This is a genomic window from Pseudomonas sp. QE6 (assembly GCF_041379005.1).
In the GTDB taxonomy this organism is placed as follows: Bacteria; Pseudomonadota; Gammaproteobacteria; order Pseudomonadales; family Pseudomonadaceae; genus Pseudomonas.
The window spans coordinates 2,151,789-2,175,531 of the sequence record NZ_CP166873.1 but is presented as its reverse complement, the minus strand read 5'-3'; the positions used below and the strand labels follow the sequence as shown (position 1 = coordinate 2,175,531).

At 65.1% G+C, this 23,743-nt stretch carries 21 protein-coding genes; 12 read left to right on the top strand and 9 right to left on the bottom strand.

Annotated elements, in window-relative coordinates; all coding sequences use genetic code 11:
* Positions 1-86: 86 nt before the first annotated feature.
* From ACAW63_RS09975 to ACAW63_RS09945, 7 genes are all read right to left on the bottom strand, one after another.
* Entirely contained in the window at positions 87-1,028 is a 942-nt protein-coding gene (locus ACAW63_RS09975) for an AEC family transporter (RefSeq protein ID WP_371233376.1), read from the bottom strand.
* Between the two features lie 69 nt (positions 1,029-1,097).
* Entirely contained in the window at positions 1,098-1,532 is a 435-nt protein-coding gene (locus tag ACAW63_RS09970) for a polymer-forming cytoskeletal protein (RefSeq protein WP_371233375.1), read from the bottom strand.
* 17 nt (positions 1,533-1,549) lie between these two features.
* Complete coding sequence (locus ACAW63_RS09965; protein WP_371233374.1) at positions 1,550-1,825, bottom strand: hypothetical protein; 276 nt, start codon at positions 1,823-1,825, stop codon at positions 1,550-1,552.
* A gap of 73 nt (positions 1,826-1,898) precedes the next feature.
* A complete protein-coding gene (locus ACAW63_RS09960; RefSeq protein WP_371233373.1) occupies positions 1,899-2,867 on the bottom strand; it encodes a M23 family metallopeptidase in 969 nt (322 codons plus the stop codon).
* Between the two features lie 191 nt (positions 2,868-3,058).
* On the bottom strand, positions 3,059-4,792 hold the full coding sequence (locus ACAW63_RS09955) for an ABC transporter ATP-binding protein/permease (RefSeq protein ID WP_371233372.1): 1,734 nt from the start codon (positions 4,790-4,792) through the stop codon (positions 3,059-3,061).
* 67 nt (positions 4,793-4,859) lie between these two features.
* Entirely contained in the window at positions 4,860-5,420 is a 561-nt protein-coding gene (locus ACAW63_RS09950) for a response regulator transcription factor (RefSeq protein WP_152220615.1), read from the bottom strand.
* Between the two features lie 24 nt (positions 5,421-5,444).
* On the bottom strand, positions 5,445-6,701 hold the full coding sequence (locus ACAW63_RS09945) for an ATP-binding protein (RefSeq protein WP_371233370.1): 1,257 nt from the start codon (positions 6,699-6,701) through the stop codon (positions 5,445-5,447).
* Between the two features lie 221 nt (positions 6,702-6,922).
* Between ACAW63_RS09945 and ACAW63_RS09940 the strand changes: the two genes are divergently transcribed.
* From ACAW63_RS09940 to ACAW63_RS09930, 3 genes are all read left to right on the top strand, one after another.
* Positions 6,923-7,639 carry an SIMPL domain-containing protein gene (locus ACAW63_RS09940; protein ID WP_371233368.1) on the top strand — a complete coding sequence of 239 codons (717 nt, stop codon included), beginning with the start codon at positions 6,923-6,925 and terminating at the stop codon, positions 7,637-7,639.
* Positions 7,640-7,905: 266 nt separating this feature from the next.
* Positions 7,906-9,507, top strand: a complete 1,602-nt coding sequence (locus ACAW63_RS09935) for an ABC transporter substrate-binding protein (protein WP_371233366.1) — start codon at positions 7,906-7,908, stop codon at positions 9,505-9,507.
* A gap of 49 nt (positions 9,508-9,556) precedes the next feature.
* Positions 9,557-11,152 (top strand): ABC transporter substrate-binding protein, encoded by a 1,596-nt coding sequence (locus ACAW63_RS09930; RefSeq protein WP_371233365.1) that lies wholly within the window; start codon positions 9,557-9,559, stop codon positions 11,150-11,152.
* 87 nt (positions 11,153-11,239) lie between these two features.
* Here ACAW63_RS09930 and ACAW63_RS09925 read toward each other — a convergent pair whose 3' ends face one another.
* Positions 11,240-12,457, bottom strand: coding sequence for a M24 family metallopeptidase (locus ACAW63_RS09925; protein ID WP_371233363.1), 1,218 nt, complete (start codon positions 12,455-12,457; stop codon positions 11,240-11,242).
* A gap of 174 nt (positions 12,458-12,631) precedes the next feature.
* Here ACAW63_RS09925 and ACAW63_RS09920 point away from each other — a divergent pair, with 174 nt between their 5' ends.
* The 9 genes from ACAW63_RS09920 (at position 12,632) to ACAW63_RS09880 (ending at position 22,975) form a co-directional block, all read left to right on the top strand.
* A complete protein-coding gene (locus ACAW63_RS09920; RefSeq protein WP_371233361.1) occupies positions 12,632-13,195 on the top strand; it encodes a helix-turn-helix domain-containing protein in 564 nt (187 codons plus the stop codon).
* 206 nt (positions 13,196-13,401) lie between these two features.
* A complete protein-coding gene (locus ACAW63_RS09915) occupies positions 13,402-15,000 on the top strand; it encodes an ABC transporter substrate-binding protein (RefSeq protein WP_371233359.1) in 1,599 nt (532 codons plus the stop codon).
* Between the two features lie 140 nt (positions 15,001-15,140).
* On the top strand, positions 15,141-16,562 hold the full coding sequence (locus ACAW63_RS09910; protein WP_371233357.1) for an OprD family porin: 1,422 nt from the start codon (positions 15,141-15,143) through the stop codon (positions 16,560-16,562).
* An 11-nt stretch (positions 16,563-16,573) separates the two neighbouring features.
* Positions 16,574-18,163 carry an ABC transporter substrate-binding protein gene (locus ACAW63_RS09905; protein ID WP_371233356.1) on the top strand — a complete coding sequence of 530 codons (1,590 nt, stop codon included), beginning with the start codon at positions 16,574-16,576 and terminating at the stop codon, positions 18,161-18,163.
* Positions 18,164-18,222: 59 nt separating this feature from the next.
* Positions 18,223-19,233 carry an ABC transporter permease subunit gene (locus ACAW63_RS09900; RefSeq protein ID WP_275610316.1) on the top strand — a complete coding sequence of 337 codons (1,011 nt, stop codon included), beginning with the start codon at positions 18,223-18,225 and terminating at the stop codon, positions 19,231-19,233.
* 12 nt (positions 19,234-19,245) lie between these two features.
* Entirely contained in the window at positions 19,246-20,157 is a 912-nt protein-coding gene (locus tag ACAW63_RS09895; protein WP_371233353.1) for an ABC transporter permease subunit, read from the top strand.
* Positions 20,158-20,221: 64 nt separating this feature from the next.
* Positions 20,222-21,199 carry an ABC transporter ATP-binding protein gene (locus ACAW63_RS09890; RefSeq protein WP_371233351.1) on the top strand — a complete coding sequence of 326 codons (978 nt, stop codon included), beginning with the start codon at positions 20,222-20,224 and terminating at the stop codon, positions 21,197-21,199.
* On the top strand, positions 21,196-22,167 hold the full coding sequence (locus tag ACAW63_RS09885; protein ID WP_371233350.1) for a peptide ABC transporter ATP-binding protein: 972 nt from the start codon (positions 21,196-21,198) through the stop codon (positions 22,165-22,167). The genes ACAW63_RS09890 and ACAW63_RS09885 overlap by 4 nt, the downstream gene beginning before the upstream one ends.
* A gap of 163 nt (positions 22,168-22,330) precedes the next feature.
* Positions 22,331-22,975, top strand: a complete 645-nt coding sequence (locus tag ACAW63_RS09880; RefSeq protein ID WP_371233348.1) for a hypothetical protein — start codon at positions 22,331-22,333, stop codon at positions 22,973-22,975.
* A 140-nt stretch (positions 22,976-23,115) separates the two neighbouring features.
* On the opposite strand, the gene ACAW63_RS09875 is transcribed toward ACAW63_RS09880, so the two are convergent.
* The gene (locus ACAW63_RS09875) at positions 23,116-23,742 is read right to left on the bottom strand and encodes a LysE family translocator (RefSeq protein WP_371233346.1); all 627 of its coding nucleotides are present in this window, start codon (positions 23,740-23,742) and stop codon (positions 23,116-23,118) included.
* Position 23,743: the final 1 nt, after the last annotated feature.

The window sequence follows — 23,743 nt, the reverse complement described above, 5'->3', positions numbered from 1 at the left end:
GGCACAGTGCTGTCTTTCAGCAAAGTCTTACAAGGCTCTTCATATTTGTCGTACTTCGACGATCTGCAAATACGCCTCGTCGGCGATTACATCCAGCCGCCCCACTGCAACAGGAAGATGCCGATATTGGTGGTTACCGCCGCCGCCAAGGTGGTGATCACGATGATCGAGGCGGCCAGCTCGTGGTTACCGTTTGCCGCGCGGGCCATCACGAAACTTGCAGCCGCCGTCGGGCTGGCGAAGTAGAGGAAGAGTACGCCCAGTTCCGCACCGCGAAACCCATAGAACCAGGCGCCGAAGGTGCAGATCAGCGGCAGCCAGACCATCTTCATCAGGCTGGCGCTCAGCGCGATGCCGCCACTTTCCCGCAGTGACGCCAGCGACAGGGTGCCGCCGATGCAGATCAGCGCCAGCGGCAGGGTCATCTGGGCAAAGTAGTCGGCGGAGGTCAGCAACCAGGCCGGCAGCGCGATCTGCAGCCAGGAGAACGGCAGCGCCGCCAGCACGCCGAGTATCAGCGGGTTGCGCAGTACGCTCTTGAAGATGCTCCAGGGGTCGGACTTCATGCTCGGGCTGTAGATCGCCAGCACCACCGACGAGAGCGTGTTGTAGCAGAGGATCACCAGGGCGGCGAGAACGGAACCCAGCGCCAGGCCGTGGTCACCATAGAGATTGGTGGCCAGCGCCAGGCCGATGATGCCGTTGTTGCCGCGAAACGCTCCCTGGGTATAGACGCCACGATCCGCACGGGGCACCCGCCAGATCGACCATCCCCATGCAAACAGGAAGCCCACCAGGGTCGCCACGCAGAAGTACAGCAGCAGCGCCGGACGCGCCGCGCTGTGCAGGTCGGAATGGTAGATGCCGAGAAACAGCATCGCCGGCATGGTGGCGTTGAACACCAGTGCCGAGGCGGTCTGGATGAACTCCGGATTGATCGCCCCCAGACGGCGCAGCAGCACTCCGAGGAACAGCATGGCGAAGACCGGGGCGGTAATGCCGAAGGTCTGGAGCAGAAGAGCGAGCATGGGGCGGAACGTTCAGGACGTTGGGAACGGCAATCATAGCAAGCTAAGTACCGGTCCCGCCGGGGCAAATCAGGCCTCGGCTGCCTCTTCGCGCACCGGTGCTGGCAGCTCCAGCGGCTTGGGCGCTTCGCCGTCGGCCAGGCGGGTCAGCTTGCCGTCCACTGTGGCGCCATTCTCCATGCTCAGCTGGCGGTACTGGATGTTGCCGACGACACGGGCGTTGGAGTGCAACTCCAGCAGGTGCTCGACATGGAGGTCGCCAATGATGGTGCCGTCGATCAGGGCGTCGTAGCTGCTCACGTTGCCCTCGATCCGTCCCTCCGCGCTCAGCGCCAGCAAGCTCGCCGCACCCGGCTTGTGGCTGACATTGCCCCTCACGGTACCGAGGATCTTCAGGCCGTCTTCGAACTGCAGGTCCCCTGCCAGCGAGACATTGCCCGACAGCAGGCTGGAGAACTTGTCCACCGACACCTGCGGCGCCTTCTTTTTGCTGTTGCCGAACATCTGTCCCCCTAGATGGACTACTTGCCAGGTTTCTGCTGGCGGAAGAAGGCCAGCTCAGTCTTCAGTTTCTTGATCTCGGCGGACATCGCGTCGATCCGCCGCATCAGTTGCTCGCGATTGGCCTGGTTCTCTTCGCCTTGCAGGCGCCGCTCTTCCAGCGCCGTGGTCAGGCGGGCGTTCTCGGTTTCCAGCGCCTCGATGCGCTGGCGCACCTGCCCGTCATCGTGCGTGCGCAGCAAATAGGCCCCCGCCAGCGCCGCGGCCAGGGCAACGCAGAGCAGCGGGGCAATCACCCCCACCCGGCCCCGGCGGCGAGGAACGTGGGGCTGATGCTCGGCACGCAGCAGGTCCCGGGTGGAAGGTTTCCTAGTCCGAGGCCAGGCCATCGCTGTCGATCTCCATGCCGCCCAGAGAGAGGAAGTTCTGCGGGTCGACGAACTCGCCGTGGTAGAGCACCTCGAAATGCAGGTGCGGCCCGGTGGAGCGCCCTGTGGAGCCCACCTTGGCGATCTCCTGGCCCGGCAATACCACGTCCCCCACCGTCACCAGCAGCTTCGAGGCGTGGGCGTAGCGGGTCACCAGGCCATTGCCATGGTCGATTTCGACACGGTTGCCATAGGAGGGATTACGGTCGGCGACGACCACGCGGCCACCAGCGGCGGCGTGAATGGGGCTGCCCGTGGGTGCCGAGAAATCCTGGCCGGAATGGAAGGCCAGGCGGCGATTGAAGGGGTCGACGCGGTTGCCGAAGGGCGAGCCCAGGCGCGCGTCCTCCATCGGCCGGCGGGCCGGAATGGCCATGAAATCGGCGCTGCGCCGGGCAACCTGGTCCATCAACTGATCGAAGACGCGCCGCAGGCAGCGGGCGGAACGCTCGTTCTGCTCGATGTCGGTCGAAGGCAACGGCTCGGCGCAGGGACGCGGCGGCAGCAGGATGCCGCCTTCGCCGTTGACCGAGTGCCGCACCTCGGGCGCCTTGGCCTGCGGGACCAACTCGGGGTCGAGCTTCGACAGCTTGCGGGCAATCTCTTCATGGCTGTCGACGGCCTGCAGCAGGTAGGCGGCGTCCTTTTCCAGCACCTGCAGGCGCCCGGACAGCTGGCCGATACGCTCGGCGGCAAAGCGCTCTTCCGGTGCCTCGGCACTGCTTTCGGCCTGAACGGCGGGTGGCACGGTGGGCTCTACATGGGCGCGCCCCACCCAGATGCCGCCGGCAAAAGCCGCAACGGCCACCACCAGCGACACGCACGCCCCCCCCAGCAGGAGCCGGCGCGGATCGACCAGGCGCAGGTCCGAGCGGGTCAGGGCCTGCCGTGACGGGGAAAGGGACTTCATGACGGTACCGTTGAGCTGCCGTGAAGCCGGGCAGAGCCCGGCCGGGGCGGACAGGGTACCTGTTATTGAAAATTTCGCAGCGACTAAACACTGGAAAATGTAAGAAATTAAGAAGAATTCATCCCTTTTGAGATAACTCTCAGACGTTTCTTACTAACCAGATCACACTCTGCCAGGGAATCAAACTGCCATCAGGCCGGCAACACCGCCTCCATTTCCCGCAGCCGGCGATCTTCCAGGCGCAACTGCCGGGGGTGGAAACGCTTGAGGCTGCCGCGGTGGCCGATGCTGATCAGGGTGACGCCCGGCAACTGTTCCAGCAGCACCTGATAGACCGCCGCTTCGTCGGCCTCGTCCAGGGCCGAGGTGGCCTCGTCGAGGAACAGCCAGCGCGGGGAGTAGAGCAAGGCGCGGGCGATGGCCAGGCGTTGCTGCTCGCCGGGGGACAGCACCCGCTGCCAGTGATCGGCTTCGTCCAGGCGCGGGACCAGCGCCTCCAGACGACACAGGCGCAGGGCTTCCTGCAGTCGCTCCACGCTGTGCTGGTCGGGCTGCTCCGGGTAGCTCAGCGCCTGCGCCAGGGTGCCGATCGGCAGGTAGGGCTTCTGCGGCACGAACAGGCAGCGCGCCTCGGGCATCTGCACCACACCACTGCCGTAGCGCCACAGGCCGCTCATCGCGCGCAGCAGGGTACTCTTGCCGCCACCGGAGGGGCCACCGATCAGCACGTGTTCGCCAGGATTCACCACCAGGCTGGCCGGCTCCAGCAGCTCGCGACCGCTGCCAAGGCTCAGGCTGAGGTTCTGCAACTGGAGATTTTCGCCGCTCTTGCGCACGTCGATGTCGGCCGACTCGCTGGCCGTCTCGGCCATTGCGCCACGGAAGCTCAGCAGACGGTCGCAGGTGGCACGCCAGGTGGCGAGGCTGGCGTAGGCATCGATGAACCAGCTCAGGCCGTCCTGCACGTTGCCGAAGGCCGAATTGATCTGCATGAGTTCGCCGAGCTGGATCTGCCCGGAGAAATAACGCGGCGCGGCCACGATGAAGGGGAACACGGTGGCGATCTGCGCGTAGCCGGAACTGAAGAAGGTCAGGCGCTTCTGGACTTTCATCAGTTCCCAGAAATTGCCCCAGACATTGCGGAAGCGCGTCATCAGCCGTTCGTTCTCGTTGGCCTCGCCGTTGTACAGGGCGATGCTCTCGGCGTTCTCGCGCACCCGCACCAGGCCGAAACGCAGGTCCGCCTCGAAGCGCTGCTGGCGGTTGTTCAGGCCGATCAGGCGACGGGCGATCAGGTGGGTCAGCCAGCTGCCGACCGCCGCGTAGAGCAGCGCGGCCCAGAACATGTAGCCGGGGATGGAGATGCCGAACAGCTCGATGCTGCCGGACACCCCCCAGAGGATCACGGAGAAGGACACCAGGCTGACCAGGTTGCGGATCAGGCCCAGGCCAAGGGTCAGGGTGGTGTCGGTGAAGCTGTTGAGGTCTTCGGAGAGACGCTGGTCGGGGTTGTCGGTGTGACCGCGCTGCTCCAGGCGGTAGTAGTTCTTGTCGCCCAGCCAGGCGGCGAAGTGCTTCTCCGTCAGCCAGCGGCGCCAGCGGATGGTGAGCATCTGGGTCAGATACAGGCGATAGACCGCCGTGAGGATGAACACCGCCGCGATGCCGCAGAACATCAGCATCAGGTGGATGAAGCTCTTCAGGTCCTTGTTCTGCAGGGCGTTGTAGAAGTCGCGATACCAGCTGTTGAGCCAGACGCTGAGGCCCACGCCGACCAGCGACAGCGCGATCACCACGATCAGCAGCAGCCAGGCCGTGCCCTTTTCTTCGCTGCGCCAGTAGGGCGCGGTGAGTTGCCAGACCCGGTGGAAGAAATGGCTGCGAACGGCGTCGTTCGCCGCGCGGTATTCGGCGCTGTCGGTCATGGAATCAAGCTCGCACGGCTGAAAATAAAAGGAGCGCTCAGTTGGCGCTCCTCGTGTTATCGATTACTTAACGCCTCACCGGGCGCTTCTGCAGCTTACGCTGCAATGTTCGCCGGTGCATACCCAGGGCACGGGCGGTCGCGGAGATGTTGCCATCGTGTTCGGCCAGCACGCGCTGGATATGCTCCCACTGCAGGCGATCCACCGACATGGGATTTTCCGGCACCAGGGTATCCAGGTTGGCGTGCTCGGACAGCAGCCCGGTCAGCACGTCGTCGGCGTCGGCCGGCTTGCACAGGTAGTTGGTGGCGCCACGCTTGATGGCCTCCACCGCGGTGGCGATGCTGGAGTAGCCGGTGAGGATCACCACCCGCATCTCGGGGTCCAGCTCCAGCAGCTTGGGCAGCAGTACCAGGCCGGAATCGCCGTCCATCTTCAGGTCGAGAACGGCGTAGTCGGGCAGGTCCTCCTTGGCCAGGGCCAGGCCTTCTTCGGCAGAGCTGGCGACCGACACCCGCAGCCCGCGGCGGGTCATGGCGCGGGCCATGACGCGGGTAAAGGTGGCATCGTCGTCCACCAGCAACAGGTGGGGCTGCTCTTCGCCTTCGAACTGGATCTCTTCGCTCATGGGACTTCCTCGCAGACGTGGCCCTCAAGCCACGCCATAGCTTCTTGGCAGACGCAACTCCGTCAGAGTGCCGCCATCTTCATGGTTGTACAACTTCACCGTACCGCCCGCCCGCGTCACGCTGGCCTGGCTGAGGAACAGGCCGAGGCCGAAACCCTTGCCCTTGGTGGTGAAGAAAGGCTTGCCGAGCTGCTCGGCAATGGCCAGGGGAACGCCCGGCCCCTGGTCGCGGATGCTCAGGCAGATTTCCCCGGCATCCCAGTCCAGACGGACATCCAGGTCGTCCGGGCAGGCGTCGGTCGCGTTATTCAGCAGGTTGAGCAGCGCCTGGCTCAGGTCGGTGGGCGGAACCATGCGCGGCGCCTTGCCCTTGCCGAGGGTCTGGTAGCGGTAGCTGGCTTCCGGACGCATCAGGTGCCAGCGGTGCAGGACCGAGTCCACCCATTCGTCGGCGCCCTGCTCGACCACCGCCTGCCGACGATCGGCCTCGGCGGCGCGCACCAGGTGCTGCAGGGTGTCCTTGCAGAGCTTCACCTGCTCCTGCAGCAGGGCGAGATCTTCCTGCAGCAGCGGCTGGTCCGCATTGGTCTGGCGCAATTCCTTGAGCAGCACGCTCATGGTCGCCAGCGGCGTGCCCAGTTCATGGGCGGCGCCAGCGGCCTGGGTGGCCACGGCGAGCAGTTGCTGGTCGCGCATGCCTTCCTCGCGGCGCTGGGCCTGCAATTGCTCCTGCCGGCGCAGCGATTCGGACATGCGCGCTACGAAGAAGGTGATCAGCGCGGCGGCGAGGGCGAAGCTCAGCCACATGCCATAGACCAGCAGGTTGTCACGCTGCCCGGCGGCCATTTCCAGCGGGTGGAACCACACCAGCAGCACGGTGTAGCTGGCCAGCGCCAGGCCTGCGAGAACGATGGTGTAGAGCCAGGGCAAGGTCGCCGCGGCGATGGTCAGCGGCACCAGGTAATAGGAAACGAAGGGGTTGCTGGAACCGCCGGAGAAATACAGCAGCACGCTGTGGATAAGCAGGTCACAGGCCAGCTGGACGGCATATTCCAGCTCGGTCACCGGCCACGGACCGCGCAGGCGCAGCGCAGTGCCCAGGCAGAGCACCAGGGAAACGCCGAGGGTCACGCTCAGGGCCAGCCATGGCAGCTGGATCAGTTGGGCCTTGTACGCGAGCCCGACGGAACCGGCCTGGGCGGCGAGCACGAGGATACGGATAAGCGTCAGATGCAGGAGGTTCTGACGACTGGCGGAAAGCTGGAAAACCGGTGTGCGCATGGTGAATTCCGGAATTTGCGCGAGTATAGCCAAGAGCCCCCTCCAACTTATGCGGCATAGCGCCACAGCATACTCCAGCGCGGGTCCTGGCGGTCGGAAACAATTGGTGACACCCGCTATTAACCCGCTGCGGAACGAATCTCCGTCAAAGGGTCTGACAGTCCTCGCCACAGCCTCTACTACGCTGTGGCCGGGACATTTTCTGGAGCAAGGAGTCATCCATGTCTGTACTGAAGAAACCCTTCACCGCCATCGCCGCCGCCATCGCCCTGTGTGCCACCAGCCTGGGAGCCCTGGCAGACGAACCTCGCTACAACCAGGTTTCGCTGCGCGCCGAGGTCAGCCAGGAAGTCGCCCACGACCTGATGCACGTGACCCTGTTCACCGAAGGGCAGGCCAGCGATCCCGCCAAGCTGGCCGGCGAAACCACCACCACCCTGAACGCCGCCCTGGAGCAGGCGCGCAAGGTCAAGGGCGTGACCGTCAGCCTGGGCAGCCGCAACAGCTACCCGGTGTATGACGACAAGGGCCAGAAGATCACCGCCTGGCGCGAGCGCGCGGAAATCCGCCTGGAGAGCGCCGACTTCGCCACCCTCTCGCAGCTCACCGCCGACCTGCTCGGCAAGCTGAAGATGGGCAGCATGAACTTCAGCATCGCCGATGCAACCCGGGTGAAGAATGAAGACGCGCTGATGAAAGACGCCGTGGGAGCCTTCAAGGCCCGCGCCCAGGTACTCACCGACGCACTCGGCGGCAAGGGCTACAAGCTGGTCAGTCTGAACCTGAACACCTCCGGTACGCCGCGCCCGATGCCGGTGATGCGCATGGCGGCAATGAAAGCCGACAGCTACGGCGGCGCCCCGGCGCAGGAAATCGAAGCCGGCACCAGCCAGGTCGTGGTCAGCGCCGACGGCACGATCGAAGTGCAGATGCCCTGATCTGAATCGTTACCGCTGGGCCGCTTCCGTGGCCCAGCGGTAACGGCAACTCCCTTATCCTGGCATGGCATCGCCGAAGACCAGGACGCCGCGACCTGACCACGCGGTTTCCATTGTCGAAATTGCGACATTCCCTTGCACTCGCGTCACAACTTCTACACTCATCCCCGCCAGCAACTTGCGCACGGCATGTGCCGTGCATAGTTTCACGCAACGCAGCCCACAAGGCTGTTCCTCGATGACAACCAGAATAACCAGAGGTCCGTATGCGTAAGAACGCCGTCATCCGCTCCATGATTGCCGCTGGGTTGATCGCCAGCGCCCCGCTCGCCCACGCCGCCAACAACCTGGTCTATTGCTCCGAAGGCAGTCCGGCGGGCTTCGACCCCGGCCAGTACACCACCGGCACCGACTTCGATGCCTCGGCGGAAACCGTGTTCAACCGCCTGACCCAGTTCGAGCGGGGCGGCACCCAGGTCATCCCCGGCCTGGCCGAGAAGTGGGACGTATCCGAGGACGGCAAGACCTACACCTTCCACCTGCGTTCGGGCGTGAAGTTCCACACCACCGACTACTTCAAGCCGACCCGCGAATTCAACGCCGACGACGTGCTGTTCACCTTCAACCGCATGCTCGACAAGAACCATCCGTTCCGTAAGGCGTACCAGACCGAATTCCCCTACTTCACCGACATGGGCATGGACGCGAACATCGCCAAGGTGGAGAAGGTCGACGACAAGACCGTCAAGTTCACCCTCAACGAAGTCGACGCCGCCTTCATCCAGAACCTGGCCATGAGCTTCGCCTCCATCCAGTCCGCCGAATACGCCGACCAGTTGCTCAAGCAGGGCAAGGCCAGCGACATCAACCAGAAGCCCATCGGCACCGGCCCGTTCGTGTTCAGCCGCTACCAGAAGGACGCGATGATCCGCTTCAAGGCCAACCCGGACTACTGGAACAAGGGTGAGGTGAAGATCGACAACCTGATCTTCGCCATCAACACCGACGCCTCGGTGCGCATGCAGAAGCTCAAGGCCAACGAGTGCCAGATCACCCTCTTCCCGCGTCCGGCCGACCTTGAGGCACTGAAGAAGGATGCGAACCTGAACATGCCGTCGCAGCCGGGCTTCAACCTCGGCTACATCGCCTACAACGTGCTGCACAAGCCGCTGGACAAGCTGGAAGTACGCGAGGCACTGGACATGGCGGTGAACAAGAAGGCGATCATCGACGCCGTTTACCAGGGCGCCGGCCAGCTCGCCGTGAACGGCATGCCGCCGACCCAGTGGTCCTACGACGACAGCATCAAGGATGCCGGCTACAACCCGGAAAAGGCCAAGGAGCTGCTGAAGAAGGCCGGCGTGCCCGAAGGCACCGAGATCACCCTGTGGGCCATGCCGGTGCAGCGCCCGTACAACCCGAACGCCAAGCTGATGGCGGAAATGCTGCAGTCCGACTGGGCCAAGGTCGGCATCAAGGCGAAGATCGTCACCTACGAATGGGGCGAGTACATCAAGCGCGCCAAGGGTGGCGAGCACGACGCCATGCTGATCGGCTGGAGCGGCGACAACGGTGACCCGGACAACTGGCTGGGCACCCTCTACGGTTGCGATGCCGTGGACGGCAACAACTTCTCCAAATGGTGCGACCAGTCCTACGACAAGCTGATCAAGGCTGCCAAGCGCACCCCGGACCAGGCCAAGCGCACCGAGCTGTACAAGCAGGCCCAGCACATCCTCAAGGAGCAGGTGCCGATCACCCCGATCGCCCACTCCACCGTGTACCAGCCGATGCGCAAGACCGTACAGGACTTCAAGATCAGCCCGTTCGCGCTGAACTCGTTCTACGGCGTCAGCGTAGGCAAGTAAGGCCGATGGCCGCCGGGTCCTCCGGCGGCCTTTTCTCCGGCAACCCGCCGTGCGCACTGCGCTTATCCGCCTGACTCTCGTCAGCCTGCTCGGCTGCGCGCCGGCCTTTGGTCAGTCCCTGGTGGTCTGTACCGAGGCCAGCCCCGAAGGCTTCGACATCACCCAGTACACTGCAGCCACCACTGCCGACGCATCGGCGGAAACGGTATTCGAACGCCTGGTCCAGTTCGCCCCCGGCAGCACCCGCCTGGTACCCGCGCTGGCGGAAAGCTGGTCCATCAGCGACGACGGCCTGCAGTACACCTTCGCCCTGCGCCAGGGCGTGAAATTCCACAGCACCGACTACTTCACGCCGACCCGCGAGTTCAACGCCGACGACGTGTTCTGGAGCTTCAAGCGCCAGCTCGACCCGCAACATCCGTGGAACAGGCTCGCCCCGCGCGGCTTCCCCTACGCCGAGGCGATGGGCCTCCCGGGCCTGATCAGCGCTGTGGAAAAGCTCGACGAGCACCATGTGCGCTTCACCCTGAAGCATCCGGAAGCGCCCTTCCTCGCCGACCTGGCGATGGGCTTCGCCTCCATCTATTCCGCCGAATACGGCGACCTGCTGCTCGCGGCACAGAAGGCCGAGCAATTGAACAACCTGCCGGTGGGCACCGGGCCGTTCGTCTTCCAGCGCTACCAGAAGGACGCCCAGGTCCGTTTCAACGCCAACCCGGACTACTGGGGCGGCAAGCCGAAGATCGACCGCCTGCTGCTGGCGATCACCCCCGATCCGAACGTGCGCATCCAGAAGGTCAAGGCCGGCGACTGCCAGATCGCCGTCTACCCCAAGCCCACGGATATCCCGGCGCTGCGCCAGGAACCGAACCTGAAAGTGGAGGAGCTGGACTCCCTGCTGGTGGCCTATGTGGCCCTCAATACCCGGCACAAGCCGCTGGACGACGTGCGCGTGCGCCAGGCGATCAACCTCGCCTTCGACCGCAACGCCTACCTGAAGGCGCAGTTCGGCGAGGGCGCCGCGACCCCGGCCGTCGCACCCTATCCGCCGACGCTTTGGGGCTCCGACCCGCAGCTCAAGGGCTGGCCGCACGATCCGGCACGGGCGAAACGGTTGCTGGAGGAAGCCGGCATCAAGCCCGGCCTGAAGCTGTCGATCTGGACCCGCCCCGGCGGCGGCCCGACCAACCCCAACCCCGGCATCGGCGCGCAGATGCTGCAGGATGACCTGGAGAAGATCGGCATCCACGCCGATATCCGCGTGTTCGAATGGGGCGAACTGATCAAGCGCGCCAAGCAGGGCGAGCACGACCTGATCTTCATGGGCTGGGTCGGCGACAACGGCGATCCGGACAACTTCCTCACACCGAACCTGTCCTGTGCGGCGGCCAGGAGCGGCGAGAACCAGGCCGGCTGGTGCAACGCCGAGTTCGACGAGCTGCTGCGCCAGGCCCGCGCCAGCACCGACCAGGACATCCGCGCCGGCCTGTACCGACAGGCCCTGGCGATCTTCCAGCGCGAGGCGCCGTGGATCGCCCTCGCCTACCCGAAGCAGTTCGCGGTGGTGCGCCCGGAGGTGAAGGGCTTCACCCTCAGCCCCCTGGGCTCGAACAACTTCTCTCGAGTAGAACTGAAGCCCGAGTGATACCTGTAGGGGCGAGCTTGCTTGCGAACATCCCAGCAGCGGAGTTTGTTCGCGAGCAAGCTCGCTCCTACGAAAAGCCCACCTGGATCAGGCGTTCAGACCGAACGGATCGTCCACCGAATGGCTCGGCTGGGTAAACCAGCGCGGACCTTCCGCCGTCATGTAGAAGTGATCCTCCAGACGAATGCCGAACTCGCCCGGCACGCAGATCATCGGCTCGTTGCTGAAGCACATGCCGACGTCCAGCGGCGTACTGTCGCCACGAACCAGATACGGACCTTCGTGGATATCCAGCCCGATGCCATGACCGGTTCGGTGCGGCAGGCCTGGCAGCGCATAATCCGGCCCGAGACCGCCGGCCTCCAGGCAACGCCGCGCGGCGGCATCCACCCGCTCGCACGGCGCGCCGAGCAGCGCGGCGTCGAAGGCCGCCTGCTGTGCAGCCTTCTCCAGGTTCCACAGCTCACGCTGGCGCGCACTGGGCGTGCCGAACACGTAGCTGCGGGTGATATCCGAGTTGTAGCCGTACAGCTGGCAGCCGGTGTCGATCAGCACCATGTCGCCGTCATGCAACGGACGCGGCTGGCGTACGCCGTGGGGGTAGGCGCTGTCCTCGCCGAACAGCACGATGCAGAAGGTCGAGCCCGGCGCCCCCACCTTCCTGTGCGCGGACTCGATGAAGCGCGTCACTTCGGTGGTGGTGATGCCTTCCCGCAGGATGCTGGCGGCAGCCTTGTGCACCTCCAGGGTCATGTCCTTGGCGCGCTGCATCAGCGCCAGTTCGGCCGGCGACTTGCAACGGCGGCATTGCTCGACCAGCGCACCGCCATCCACCAGTTGCATCCCGCCAGCCGCCTGACGCAGGCGCTCGTACATGCCGAACGGCAGGCTGTGGCAAAGCCCGACTCGCGCGCCGTCGCGCACCTCGATCTCCGCCAGCATCCCGACCAGCAGGGTGAACGGGCTTTCATGCTCTGCCCATACGCTGATGCTGCCGGGCAGCACCTGCAGGTCACGTACCGTACCCTCCTCGAAGGCGGGAGCGATGTAATGCACCCCGCCACGCGCCGGCACCAGGGCGCCGACCATCCGCTCGCTGGGGTTCCACTTCAGCCCGGTGAAATAGAACAGCGAGCTGCCGGCATCGACGAACACCGCCGCCAATCCCTGGGCCTGCATGAGCTGCTGCAGGCGCTCGATGCGCAGGCGATACTCCGCCAGCGCGATTGGCTCGGCGCCAGCGGTCATCACCTGCAACCTGGCCAGCGCTTGTTCAGGGCTTGCGCCCCCTACACCCAGTGTCATGCGACTCTCCCTGAGGGAATGAAAATTCGAGAAATTTAAGCAACACTTAAATTTAAGGTCAAAGACTTTTCCGCCGCGGCAGTTTTCAGGCCGATTTTCCATCCCATCATGGCGCGGTGCTTTCAGAGGGCGATGACGCTGGTATGCTGCCCGCGTCCCACAAGAGCCTTGCCAATGTCCGCAGATCGTATCGGAGAACGCCTGCGCCGTTATCGGCGCGCGGCGAAGAAAACCCTGAACCAGGTGGCCGCCGAATCGGGCCTCACCGCCAGCTTCCTGTCCCAGGCCGAGCGCAATCTCACCGGCGTTTCGCTGTCATCCCTGGCAAACATCGCCAAGGCGCTGGACGTGCCCCTCAACGCACTGTTCGACTCGCCGCAGCAGATTCCCCCGGATTCGCACCAGGGCGAGCGCGTGCGCTACACCATCGAAGGCCAGCCGCTGAGCTACGAGCGACTGTCCAGCAGCTTTCCCGGCAATCAGTTGAATGCGGTGAAAGTCACGGTCCCGGTGGGCTACGAATCGGAGCTGATCACCCACGACGGCTCGGAGTTCGCCTACGTCCTCAGCGGACGCATCACCTATGAGATCGACGGACACAGCTATCCACTAGGCCCGGGCGACTCCGTGCATTTCGATTCCGGCAAACGCCACTGCCTGCGCAACGCCGGGGACAGCGTCGCGGAAATGCTGTCGGTCACCACCCTGCCACTGTTCGGCGAACATCCTGCGACCTGATTCACAGACTGGTAAAACTTTCAGTCTTACTGAATTTTAAGTTGAACTTAATTTCAGCCTGACTTAACTTCTGCGACGGTCTGGGCAAGCACGGTCCAGCCAGTTACGGGCGGCCCTATCCGGCCCCGTCCGTCCGAGCCGGTCCCGGACCCTATCGGTTCGCCGGCCCCTCAGAAGAACAAGAATGAGGTCAGGCAATGCGCACGATGCAACGTAATCCCCTGCACGCAATCGCCCTGGGCGGGCTGTTGCTCGCCGGCTCCGCGGCCCATGCGGCCTCCAGCCTGGTTTACTGCTCCGAGGGCAGCCCGGCGGGCTTCGACCCCGGCCAATACACCACCGGCACCGATTACGACGCCACCTCCGAAACCCTGTTCAACCGGCTCGTGCAGTTCCAGCGCGGCGGCACCGAGGCCCAGCCGGCCCTGGCCGAGAGCTGGGAGACCTCCGCCGACGGCAAGACCTGGACCTTCCACCTGCGCCCGGGCGTGAAGTTCCATACCACCGAGTACTTCAAGCCGACCCGCGACTTCAACGCCGACGACGTGCTGTTCACCTTCAACCGCATGCTCGACAAGGACCAGCCGTTCCGCAAGGCGTACCCCACCGAATTCCCCTACTTCACCGACATGGGCCTGGACCGCAACATCGCCAAGGTCAGCAAGGTCGACGATCACACCGTGACCTTCCGCCTCAACGAAGTCGACGCGGCGTTCATCCAGAACCTGGCGATGAACTTCGCCGTCATCCAGTCCGCCGAATACGCCGACCAGTTGCTCAAGCAGGGCAAGCCCGCCGAGATCAACCAGAAACCGATCGGCACCGGTCCCTTCATGTTCAGTCGCTACCAGAAGGACGCGCTGATCCGTTTCAAGGGCAACAAGGATTACTGGAAGCCGGAGGAGGTGAAGGTCGACAACCTGATCTTCGCCATCAACACCGATGCCTCGGTGCGCGTGCAGAAACTCAAGGCCGGCGAGTGCCAGATCACCCTGAACCCGCGCCCGGCCGACCTGGAAGCGCTGAAGCAGGACCCGAACCTGAACATGCCGTCACAGCCGGGCTTCAACCTCGGCTACCTGGCCTACAACGTCACCCATGCCCCACTGGACAAGACCGACGTGCGCCGCGCGCTGGACATGGCGCTGAACAAGCAGGCGATCATCGACGCCATCTACCAGGGCGCCGGCCAGCTGGCGGTGAACGCCATGCCGCCGACCCAGTGGTCCTATGACAGCTCGATCAAGGGCCAGGCCTACGATCCGGAACAGGCCAAGGCGTCGCTGAAGAAGGCCGGCGTGCCCGAAGGCACCGAGATCACCCTGTGGGCCATGCCGGTGCAGCGCCCGTACAACCCCAATGCCAAGCTGATGGCCGAGATGATCCAGGCCGACTGGGCCAAGGTCGGCATCAAGGCGAAGATCGTCACCTACGAATGGGGCGAGTACATCAAGCGCGCCCACGCGGGCGAACACGACGCCATGCTGTTCGGCTGGACCGGCGACAACGGCGACCCGGACAACTGGCTGGGCACGCTCTACGGCTGCGACTCGGTGAGCGGCAACAACGTCTCCAAGTGGTGCGACGCGGACTACGACAAGCTGGTGCGCCAGGCCAAGGCCACCACCGACCACGACCAGCGCGTCGCCCTCTACCAGAAGGCCCAGCAACTGCTGGCGCAGCAACTGCCCATCAGCCCCATCGCCCACTCCACCGTCTACCAGCCCATGCGCAAGTCGGTGCAGGGCTTCCTGATCAGCCCCTTCGGGCGCAACTCCTTCTACGGCGTGGCCAACCAACCCTGACCATCGCCTGAACGCCAGCCCGGCGCAGACCGGGCGGCGTATCCCGCGTTCTCCTCCGCCTGCCGGCTCCCCCATCGTCGCGATGGGCGGAGGAGATGCATTCGTTGCTAGGAAAACCCAACTACAACAAGGAGCAACTCATGCAGCACTACGCACTCACGCAGTCCCTCCTGGCCCTGGCCATTGGCTGTGTCGCAATGAACCCGGCGTGGGCCGCCAAGGCCGGCGAGGACCTGCCTCCCGAGGAAGACAACCACGCGCAGGAAGTGGTGGTGAAGGGCCAGGCCAGCGCCAGCGGCTTCATCGACGGCCAGAGCCTGACCTTCAGCACCCGCAACTTCGCCGCCCGCGAGCAGATGAAGGACAGCTTCCACTTCAACATCAAGAAGGACGGCTACACCGAGCCGACCCACAGCCGCTACACCTGGACCCAGGGCAGCCAGCTCAAGTACAGCTCCGGCTACACCCAGGGCACCGTGGGCGTGGGCCTGGACGCCGCCGCCTTCAACGAGATCGCCCTGGAGCGCGGGCACGGGGCAATCGCCGGGGGCGGCACCCGAACCCTGACCGACAGCGACGGCGACGCCGTAGGGCAATGGTCGAAGATGGGGTTGGCCAACCTGAAACTGCGCGCCTCCAACACCGAACTGCGCGCCGGCCGTCAGCAAGTGGAAACCCCGGTCTTCAATATCAACGACAACCGCGCCCTGCCGTCGTCCTTCGATGGCGTCAGCCTGCTCAGCGAAGAGCTCGAAGGGCTGCAACTGCAGGGCGGCAGCTTCACCCGCGCCAGCCCACGCACCGCGTCAGGCAACGAACGCCTCACCAGTGAATACGGTGCACGGGGCTTCCATGGCGACCGCTTCAGCTATGCGGGCGGCAGCTACCAGGCGCTCAGGAATCTGAAGCTGACAGCCTACGCGGGCAACTTCGAGGACGTCTGGAACCAGTACTACTTCGGTGCCTCCCACGACCTGGGCGACCCGGAAACCCTGGCGCTCAATACCAGCCTGAACTACTACAGCACCCACGACAGCGGCGACCGCAAGGCCGGCTACATCGACAACGACGCCTACAGCCTGGGCTTCACCCTGACCCACGGCGCCCACGCCGTGCTGCTGGGCTGGCAACAGATACGCGGCGACGAATACTTCGACTACGTGCACGAGACCGCCGCCATCTACCTGGCCAACTCGCTGCTGTCGGACTACAACGGCCCCAATGAAAAATCCCTGCAACTGCGCTACAGCACCGACTGGGCCGGCTTCGGCGTGCCGGGCCTGACCACCATGGCGTGGTACGCCAAGGGCTGGGGCATCGACGGCACCCACTACGACGGTGACCGCAACGGCGCTTATGGCAACTACGACGAAGTGCGCAACCAGGACGGTGAGAAGCACCACGAACTGGGTCTATCGGGTGGCTATACGCTTCAGGGCGGCCCACTCAAGCAGAGCAGCTTCCGCCTGACCTACATGAAGCACCTTGCCAGCCAGAACCAGGTCGACGGCAGCGTCAACGAGATCCGCCTGGTCAGCAACTTCCCGTTCAATCTGCTCTGAGGAGAATCGCCATGACGCTCACGCGCGCACTTCCCCTGCTACTCGCCCTGGGCAGCGGCACCACCCTGGCGCAGAACCTTGTGGTCTGCACCGAAGCGAGCCCGGAAGGTTTCGACATCGTCCAGTATACCGGCGCGGTGACCAACGACGCCGCCGGCGAAGCGATATTCAACCGGCTGGTGGACTTCCGCCCGGGCACCACCGAACTGGTACCGTCCCTGGCCGAACGCTGGGAGGTCAGCCCCGACGGGCTGACCTACACCTTCCACCTGCGCCCCGGTGTGAAGTTCCACAGCACCGAGTACTTCACGCCGACCCGCGAGCTGAACGCCGACGACGTGCTCTGGACCTTCCAGCGCGCCCTCGATCCCAAGCATCCCTGGCATGCCTCCGCCGTGCGCGGCTACGCGTACTTCGATGCCATGGGCATGCGCGACCTGATCAAGTCGGTGGACAAGCTCGACGAGCACACCGTGCGCTTCACCCTCAACCATCCCGAAGCCCCCTTCCTCGCCGACATGGCCATGGGTTTCGCCTCGATCTATTCCGCCGAATACGACGACCAGTTGCTCGCCGCCGGCAAGCAGGGCCAGATCAACAACCTGCCCATCGGCACCGGCCCGTTCGTCTTCAGCCGCTACGCCAAGGACGCCCAGGTGCGCTATCGCGCCAATCCGGACTACTTCCGCGGCAAGCCAGCCATCGACAACCTGGTGTTCGCCATCACCCCGGACTCCAACGTCCGCCTGCAGAAGATTCGCCGCGGCGAGTGCCAGATCGCGCTCTACCCCAAACCGGCCGACGTGCCGGCACTGCAACAGGACAAGAATCTCGCGGTGGACAGCATCGACGCCCTGCTGACCACCTACGTCGCCCTGAACACGAAACACAAGCCGCTGGACGACGTGCGCGTGCGCCAGGCGATCAACCTGGCCGTCGACAAGAAGGCCATGCTCGATGCGGTGTACGGCGCCGATGCGGTCACCCCCGCCATCAACCCCTACCCGTCCAGCATGCTGGGCTACAACAGCGACATCCAGGACTGGCCGCACGCCCCGGAGCGCGCCAGGGCGCTGCTCAAGGAGGCGGGCGTTGCGAACCTCAAGCTGACCCTGCTGACCCGCAACGGCAGCTCCTCGACCATCCCCAACGCCGCGCAGATGGCACAGATGCTGCAGTCCGATCTGGCCAAGGTTGGCATCGACCTGCAGATCCGCACCCTGGAGTTCGGCGAGCTGATCAAGCGCATCAAGGCCGGCGAGCACGACCTGTCGCTATATGGCGGCTGGGCCGGCGACAACGGCGACCCGGACAACTTCCTCTCGCCCAACCTTTCCTGTGCGGCGGCGAAATCCGGTGAAAACCACGCGTTCTGGTGCGATCAGGCCTTCGAAACGCTGATCCAGGAAGCTCGTCAGACGAATGACACGGCCAAACGGGCAGATCTTTACAGAAAGGCGACATCCGTCTTCCACGAACAATCCCCATGGATTCCCCTCGCGCATCCTAAGCTGTTCAATGTGCGACGCAGCAATATCGAGGGCTACACCATCAGCCCGCTGACCACCAACAACTTCGCCAATATCCAGGTGAAGCAATAAGAAACCGGCGCCATCAGCACCCCGATGAGTAGCCGCTCGATGAGGAGTCCTCAACCACCATGCTGAGTTTCATCGCACGCCGATTCGGTCTGCTGATCCCGACCTTCTTCGGCGTCACCCTCCTGACCTTCGCATTGATTCGCCTGATTCCGGGCGACCCGGTGGAAGTGATGATGGGTGAACGCCGCGTCGACCCGCAGATGCACGCCGAGGCCATGCACCGCCTGGGCCTCGACAAGCCTCTCTACCAGCAGTACCTCGACTACATCGGCAACCTCGCCCAGGGCAACCTGGGCGAATCGCTGACCACCCGCGACAGCGTGTGGAACGAATTCCTCACCCTCTTCCCCGCCACACTCGAGCTGTCGCTGGCCGCCCTCCTGTTCGCCGGCACCTTCGGCCTGCTGGCCGGGGTGATCGCAGCGCTGAAGCGAGGCTCACTGTTCGATCACGGGGTGATGACGATCTCCCTGGCCGGCTACTCGATGCCGATCTTCTGGTGGGGCCTGATCCTGATCATGCTGTTCTCCGTGAGCCTGGGCTGGACCCCGGTATCCGGGCGCCTGGACCTGCTCTACGACATCGAGCCGAAGACCGGCTTCATGCTCATCGACACCCTGCTCTCCGGCGAGGAAGGCGCGTTCGTGGACGCCGTGCGCCACCTGATCCTGCCGGCCATCGTGCTGGGCACCATCCCGCTGGCGGTGATCGCCCGCATGACCCGCTCGGCGATGCTCGAAGTGCTGCGCGAGGACTACGTGCGTACCGCCCGCGCCAAGGGCCTGTCGCCGGCCCGCGTGGTATTCATCCACGCCCTGCGCAACGCCATGATCCCGGTGCTCACCGTGTTCGGCCTGCAGGTCGGCACGCTGCTCGCCGGCGCCGTGCTCACCGAGACCATCTTCTCCTGGCCGGGCATCGGCAAATGGCTGATCGACGCAATCAGCCGCCGCGACTACCCGGTGGTGCAGAACGGCATCCTCCTGGTGGCGACCCTGGTGATCCTGGTCAACTTCACCGTGGACATCCTCTACGGTCTGGCCAACCCACGCATCCGCCACCAACGCTGAGGAGCCCACGCCATGAATGCCAACGCCAAAGCTCCCGCCAGCGACCCGAGCCTGGTCTACCCCTCCCCGCTGAAAGAATTCTGGCAAGCCTTCTCGCGCAACAAGGGCGCGGTCGGCGGCCTGCTGTTCATGCTGGTCATCGTGTTCTGCGCGCTGTTCGCCCCCTGGGTGGCGCCCCATGATCCGAGCTGGCAGTTCCGCGAATACCTGCTCACCCCGCCGGCCTGGCAGGAAGGCGGGCAGATGCGCTTCCTGCTGGGCACCGACGAACTGGGCCGCGACCTGCTTTCGCGCCTGATGCACGGCGCGCGGCTGTCGTTGAAGATCGGCCTGGCCTCGGTGGTGATCTCGATGATCCCCGGCATCATCCTCGGCCTGTTCGCCGGCTTCTCGCCCAACCGCCTGGGCCCGGTGATCATGCGCCTGATGGACATCATGCTGGCCCTGCCCTCGCTGCTGCTGGCGGTGGCCATCGTCGCCATCCTCGGCCCGGGCCTGATCAACACCGTGATCGCCATCGCCATCGTCTCGCTGCCGGCCTACGTGCGCCTGACCCGCGCCGCCGTGATGGGCGAGCTGAACCGCGACTACGTCACCGCCTCGCGCCTGGCCGGCGCCGGCACCCTGCGCCTGATGTTCGTCACCGTACTGCCCAACTGCATGGCGCCGCTGATCGTGCAGGCCACCCTGAGCTTCTCCTCGGCCATCCTCGACGCCGCCGCCCTGGGCTTCCTCGGCCTGGGCGTGCAGCCGCCAACCCCGGAGTGGGGCACCATGCTGGCCTCCGCGCGCGACTACATCGAGCGCGCCTGGTGGGTCGTCTCGCTACCCGGCCTGACCATCCTGCTCAGCGTGCTGGCGATCAACCTGATGGGCGACGGCCTGCGCGACGCGCTGGACCCGAAGCGGAAGAACGCGGCGTGAGGACATTGACCATGCACAGCCTCGACTCCGCCAATAACAAGAAGAGCCTGATGGAGACCGCCGTATGAGCCTCCTCGACCTGCGCAATCTCTCGGTCCGCTTCGGCGACCGCAACGCCGTCCCGGTGGTGGACGGCCTCGACCTCTCGGTGGACAAGGGCGAAGTCCTGGCCATCGTCGGCGAATCCGGTTCCGGCAAATCCGTGACCATGATGGCCCTGATGGGCCTGATCGACGCCCCCGGCATCATCACCGCCGACGCCATGCAGTTCGACGGCACCGACATGCTGCGCCTGAAGGGCCGCGAGCGTCGGCGCATCGTCGGCAAGGACATCGCCATGGTCTTCCAGGACCCGATGACCGCGCTCAACCCCAGCTTCACCGTCGGCTACCAGATCGAGGAAGTGCTCAGGCTGCACCTCGGCCTGCGCGGCAAGGCCCTGCGCCAGCGCGCCCTGGAACTGCTCGAACGGGTGGAAATTCCCGGCGCCGCCCAGCGCCTGGACGCCTACCCGCACCAGCTCTCCGGCGGCATGAGCCAGCGCGTGGCGATCGCCATGGCGATTGCCGGCGAGCCCAAGCTGCTGATCGCCGATGAACCCACCACCGCGCTGGACGTGACCATCCAGGCGCAGATCATGGAGCTGCTGCTCAACCTGCAGCGCGACCAGGGCATGGCACTGATCCTGATCACCCACGACCTCGCCGTGGTCGCCGAGACCGCCCAGCGCGTCTGCGTGATGTATGCGGGGCAAGCGGTGGAGATCGGCCAGGTGCCGGCGCTGTTCGACGCACCGACCCATCCCTATACCGAAGCGCTGCTCAAGGCCATTCCCGAGCACAGCGCCGGCGAGGAACGCCTGGCCACCCTGCCCGGCATCGTCCCCGGCAAGTACGACCGCCCGCAGGGCTGCCTGCTGTCGCCGCGCTGCCCCTACGCGCAGGACAACTGCCGCGCCGTGCGCCCGGCCCTGGAACCCCATGCGCGCGGCGCCGTGCGCTGCTTCTACCCGCTCAACCTGAACTCCGAGGTGGCCCGATGAACGCCGTCCTGACCGCCCGCGACCTCACCCGTCACTACGAAATATCCCAGGGCGTGTTCAAACCGCACGCCCTGGTCCGCGCCCTCAATGGCGTGTCCTTCGACCTGCAGGCCGGCAAGACCCTCGCCGTGGTCGGCGAATCCGGCTGCGGCAAGTCCACCCTGGCGCGCGCCCTGACCCTGATCGAAGAACCCACCTCCGGCTCCCTGCAGATCGCCGGCCATGAGGTGAAAGGCGCCAACCACGAGACGCGCAAGCAACTGCGCCGCGACGTGCAGATGGTGTTCCAGAACCCCTACGCCTCACTCAACCCACGGCAGAAGATCGGTGACCAACTGGCCGAGCCGCTGCTGATCAACACCAACCTGTCACGCACCGAACGCCGCGAGCGCGTGCAGGCGATGATGAAGCAGGTCGGCCTGCGCCCCGAGCACTACCAGCGCTACCCGCACATGTTCTCCGGCGGCCAGCGCCAGCGCATCGCCCTGGCCCGCGCCATGATGCTGCGGCCCAAGGTACTGGTGGCGGACGAGCCGACCTCGGCGCTGGACGTGTCGATCCAGGCCCAGGTGCTCAACCTGTTCATGGACCTGCAGCAGGAGTTCGGCACCGCCTACGTGTTCATCTCCCACAACCTCGCCGTGGTGCGCCACGTGGCCGACGACGTGCTGGTGATGTACCTCGGCCGCCCGGCGGAAATGGGCCCGGCGGACAAGCTCTACGAACGCCCGCTGCACCCCTACACCCAGGCCCTGCTGTCGGCGACCCCGGCCATCCACCCCGATCCGGACAAGCCGAAGATCAAGATCCAGGGCGAACTCCCCAACCCGATCAACCCGCCCAGCGGCTGCGCCTTCCACAAGCGCTGCCCGTATGCGACGGAGCGCTGCAAGAGCGAGGTGCCGGAGCTGCGGGTGCTGGATGAGCGCCAGGTCGCGTGCCACCACGCGGAGCAATTCCTGAACTGAAACGCGGTGGGCCGGTCTTAGGCCGGCCCACCCTTTTGGCTTCAGCTGCGTCCTACCACGCATCAGGAACAGGCCTACCGCCTGATCCGGCCTGTCCCGCTAGGGTGGCGTCCCGCCACTGTCCTGCACCGCAGTGGCCGTTATCCACAGGGCCACGCCAGTCATGCTGTTGTTCTTCCTCCTGCTCATCCTCGTTACCGCTGTCATCGCCAACGTCCAGATCCACCGGTGGAAACGCCAGCGGCGACTCGACGTTCGCGCAGCCGTGGGCTCGCGGAAGAAGGCGGCGCCGAAAAAGAAGATCAAGGAAGACGTCGACCTCGACCAGATCGACTGGGAGAATCTCGACCAGGAGGAGCTGGACTTCGCTGCGCCGGCGCCGCCACCACCGCCCAAACCCGCCCCCGCGAAGGCACCCGCGGAGCCTCCCGAGGCGAAACCGCCAGCGGCGCCAAAGGACGAGTTCTACCCGCTGGAGCGCGCCTTGCCGCCGGGGCAGCTCTCCGCCGCCCAGCGCGATGCGGCCATGGCCCAATTGCTCAAGACCAGCCTGTACATCCCCACCCCGGAGCCCGGCGAGAAGCACGTCGTGCTGGACATGGATGACGGCGGCTACGTGCCCGTCGCCACCCATCCGGCGGCGGCCGCCATTGCCCTGGGCCATCTGGCCGAAAGCATGAAACAACGCACGGGTGAGCAACTCCTGAAGGAACTGCGCGGCGGCGACCTCGGGTTGCTGGTCGTCGCGCGCAATCCGCAGAAGCCCTCGGTAGCGCGCCTGTGGAAAATCCAGCCGGAGGACCTGTAGGGCGTACAACCGTTCGCGGTTGTACGCCGATATGCCAATGCCATCGCCGATACGGTGGTCGAGCTTGGCCAACGCCCCGGCTGCCCCCGAGCGAAGCGCGACCAAGGCCAATCGGCGTATAACGCAGAGCGTTATACGCCCTACAGATCGCGGATCAGCGCCAGTCGCACGCCGAAGCCCAGCAGCACCCCGCCAAAGCCCCACTGCTGCACCCGCTGCATCAGCCGATGCCGCGCCAGCCAGCGCCCCATACGTTCGCCGCTGAGCGCATAGAAGCTGTCGAAACCCAACCCCACTACCACCAGCACGCTGCCCAACACAGCGAACTGCACGGCCAGCGGGCCGTTCTGCGGCTGGATGAACTGCGGCAGCAGCACGGAACAGAAGATCAGCGCCTTGGGATTCAGCAGATTGGTCAGCACCCCGCGACGGAAGGCCCGCCGATGGCTCGTCGAGGTCTTTGCGCATCCGGCGCTTTCCACAGCGAGGCCCAACGGCGCACGCAGCAACTGCAGGCCGATCCACGCCAGGTACACACCGCCAACGATACGCACCGCATCGAAGGTCCAGGGCGCCGTGCGGAACAGCAGCGCCAGGCCGGTCGCCGCCAGCGCCACATGGCAACCGCGTGCCAGCGCCAACCCGACGGCGGTCGCCAGCGCGGCCCGGCAACCTTCGCGGGCGCCGGTGTGCAACAGGAGAATCATGTCGGGCCCCGGCAGCAGGTAGACCATCGCCAGGGCCAGCAGGAACACACCGATATCCATA

Coding starts and splice junctions, on each gene's coding strand:
- ACAW63_RS09975 (WP_371233376.1), bottom strand. CDS start 1,028: ATGCTCGCTCTTCTGCTCCAGACCTTCGGCATTACCGCCCCGGTCTTC.
- ACAW63_RS09970 (WP_371233375.1), bottom strand. CDS start 1,532: ATGTTCGGCAACAGCAAAAAGAAGGCGCCGCAGGTGTCGGTGGACAAG.
- ACAW63_RS09960 (WP_371233373.1), bottom strand. CDS start 2,867: ATGAAGTCCCTTTCCCCGTCACGGCAGGCCCTGACCCGCTCGGACCTG.
- ACAW63_RS09955 (WP_371233372.1), bottom strand. CDS start 4,792: ATGACCGACAGCGCCGAATACCGCGCGGCGAACGACGCCGTTCGCAGC.
- ACAW63_RS09950 (WP_152220615.1), bottom strand. CDS start 5,420: ATGAGCGAAGAGATCCAGTTCGAAGGCGAAGAGCAGCCCCACCTGTTG.
- ACAW63_RS09945 (WP_371233370.1), bottom strand. CDS start 6,701: ATGCGCACACCGGTTTTCCAGCTTTCCGCCAGTCGTCAGAACCTCCTG.
- ACAW63_RS09940 (WP_371233368.1), top strand. CDS start 6,923: ATGTCTGTACTGAAGAAACCCTTCACCGCCATCGCCGCCGCCATCGCC.
- ACAW63_RS09935 (WP_371233366.1), top strand. CDS start 7,906: ATGCGTAAGAACGCCGTCATCCGCTCCATGATTGCCGCTGGGTTGATC.
- ACAW63_RS09925 (WP_371233363.1), bottom strand. CDS start 12,457: ATGACACTGGGTGTAGGGGGCGCAAGCCCTGAACAAGCGCTGGCCAGG.
- ACAW63_RS09920 (WP_371233361.1), top strand. CDS start 12,632: ATGTCCGCAGATCGTATCGGAGAACGCCTGCGCCGTTATCGGCGCGCG.
- ACAW63_RS09915 (WP_371233359.1), top strand. CDS start 13,402: ATGCAACGTAATCCCCTGCACGCAATCGCCCTGGGCGGGCTGTTGCTC.
- ACAW63_RS09910 (WP_371233357.1), top strand. CDS start 15,141: ATGCAGCACTACGCACTCACGCAGTCCCTCCTGGCCCTGGCCATTGGC.
- ACAW63_RS09905 (WP_371233356.1), top strand. CDS start 16,574: ATGACGCTCACGCGCGCACTTCCCCTGCTACTCGCCCTGGGCAGCGGC.
- ACAW63_RS09900 (WP_275610316.1), top strand. CDS start 18,223: ATGCTGAGTTTCATCGCACGCCGATTCGGTCTGCTGATCCCGACCTTC.
- ACAW63_RS09895 (WP_371233353.1), top strand. CDS start 19,246: ATGAATGCCAACGCCAAAGCTCCCGCCAGCGACCCGAGCCTGGTCTAC.
- ACAW63_RS09890 (WP_371233351.1), top strand. CDS start 20,222: ATGAGCCTCCTCGACCTGCGCAATCTCTCGGTCCGCTTCGGCGACCGC.
- ACAW63_RS09885 (WP_371233350.1), top strand. CDS start 21,196: ATGAACGCCGTCCTGACCGCCCGCGACCTCACCCGTCACTACGAAATA.
- ACAW63_RS09880 (WP_371233348.1), top strand. CDS start 22,331: ATGCTGTTGTTCTTCCTCCTGCTCATCCTCGTTACCGCTGTCATCGCC.
- ACAW63_RS09875 (WP_371233346.1), bottom strand. CDS start 23,742: ATGGATATCGGTGTGTTCCTGCTGGCCCTGGCGATGGTCTACCTGCTG.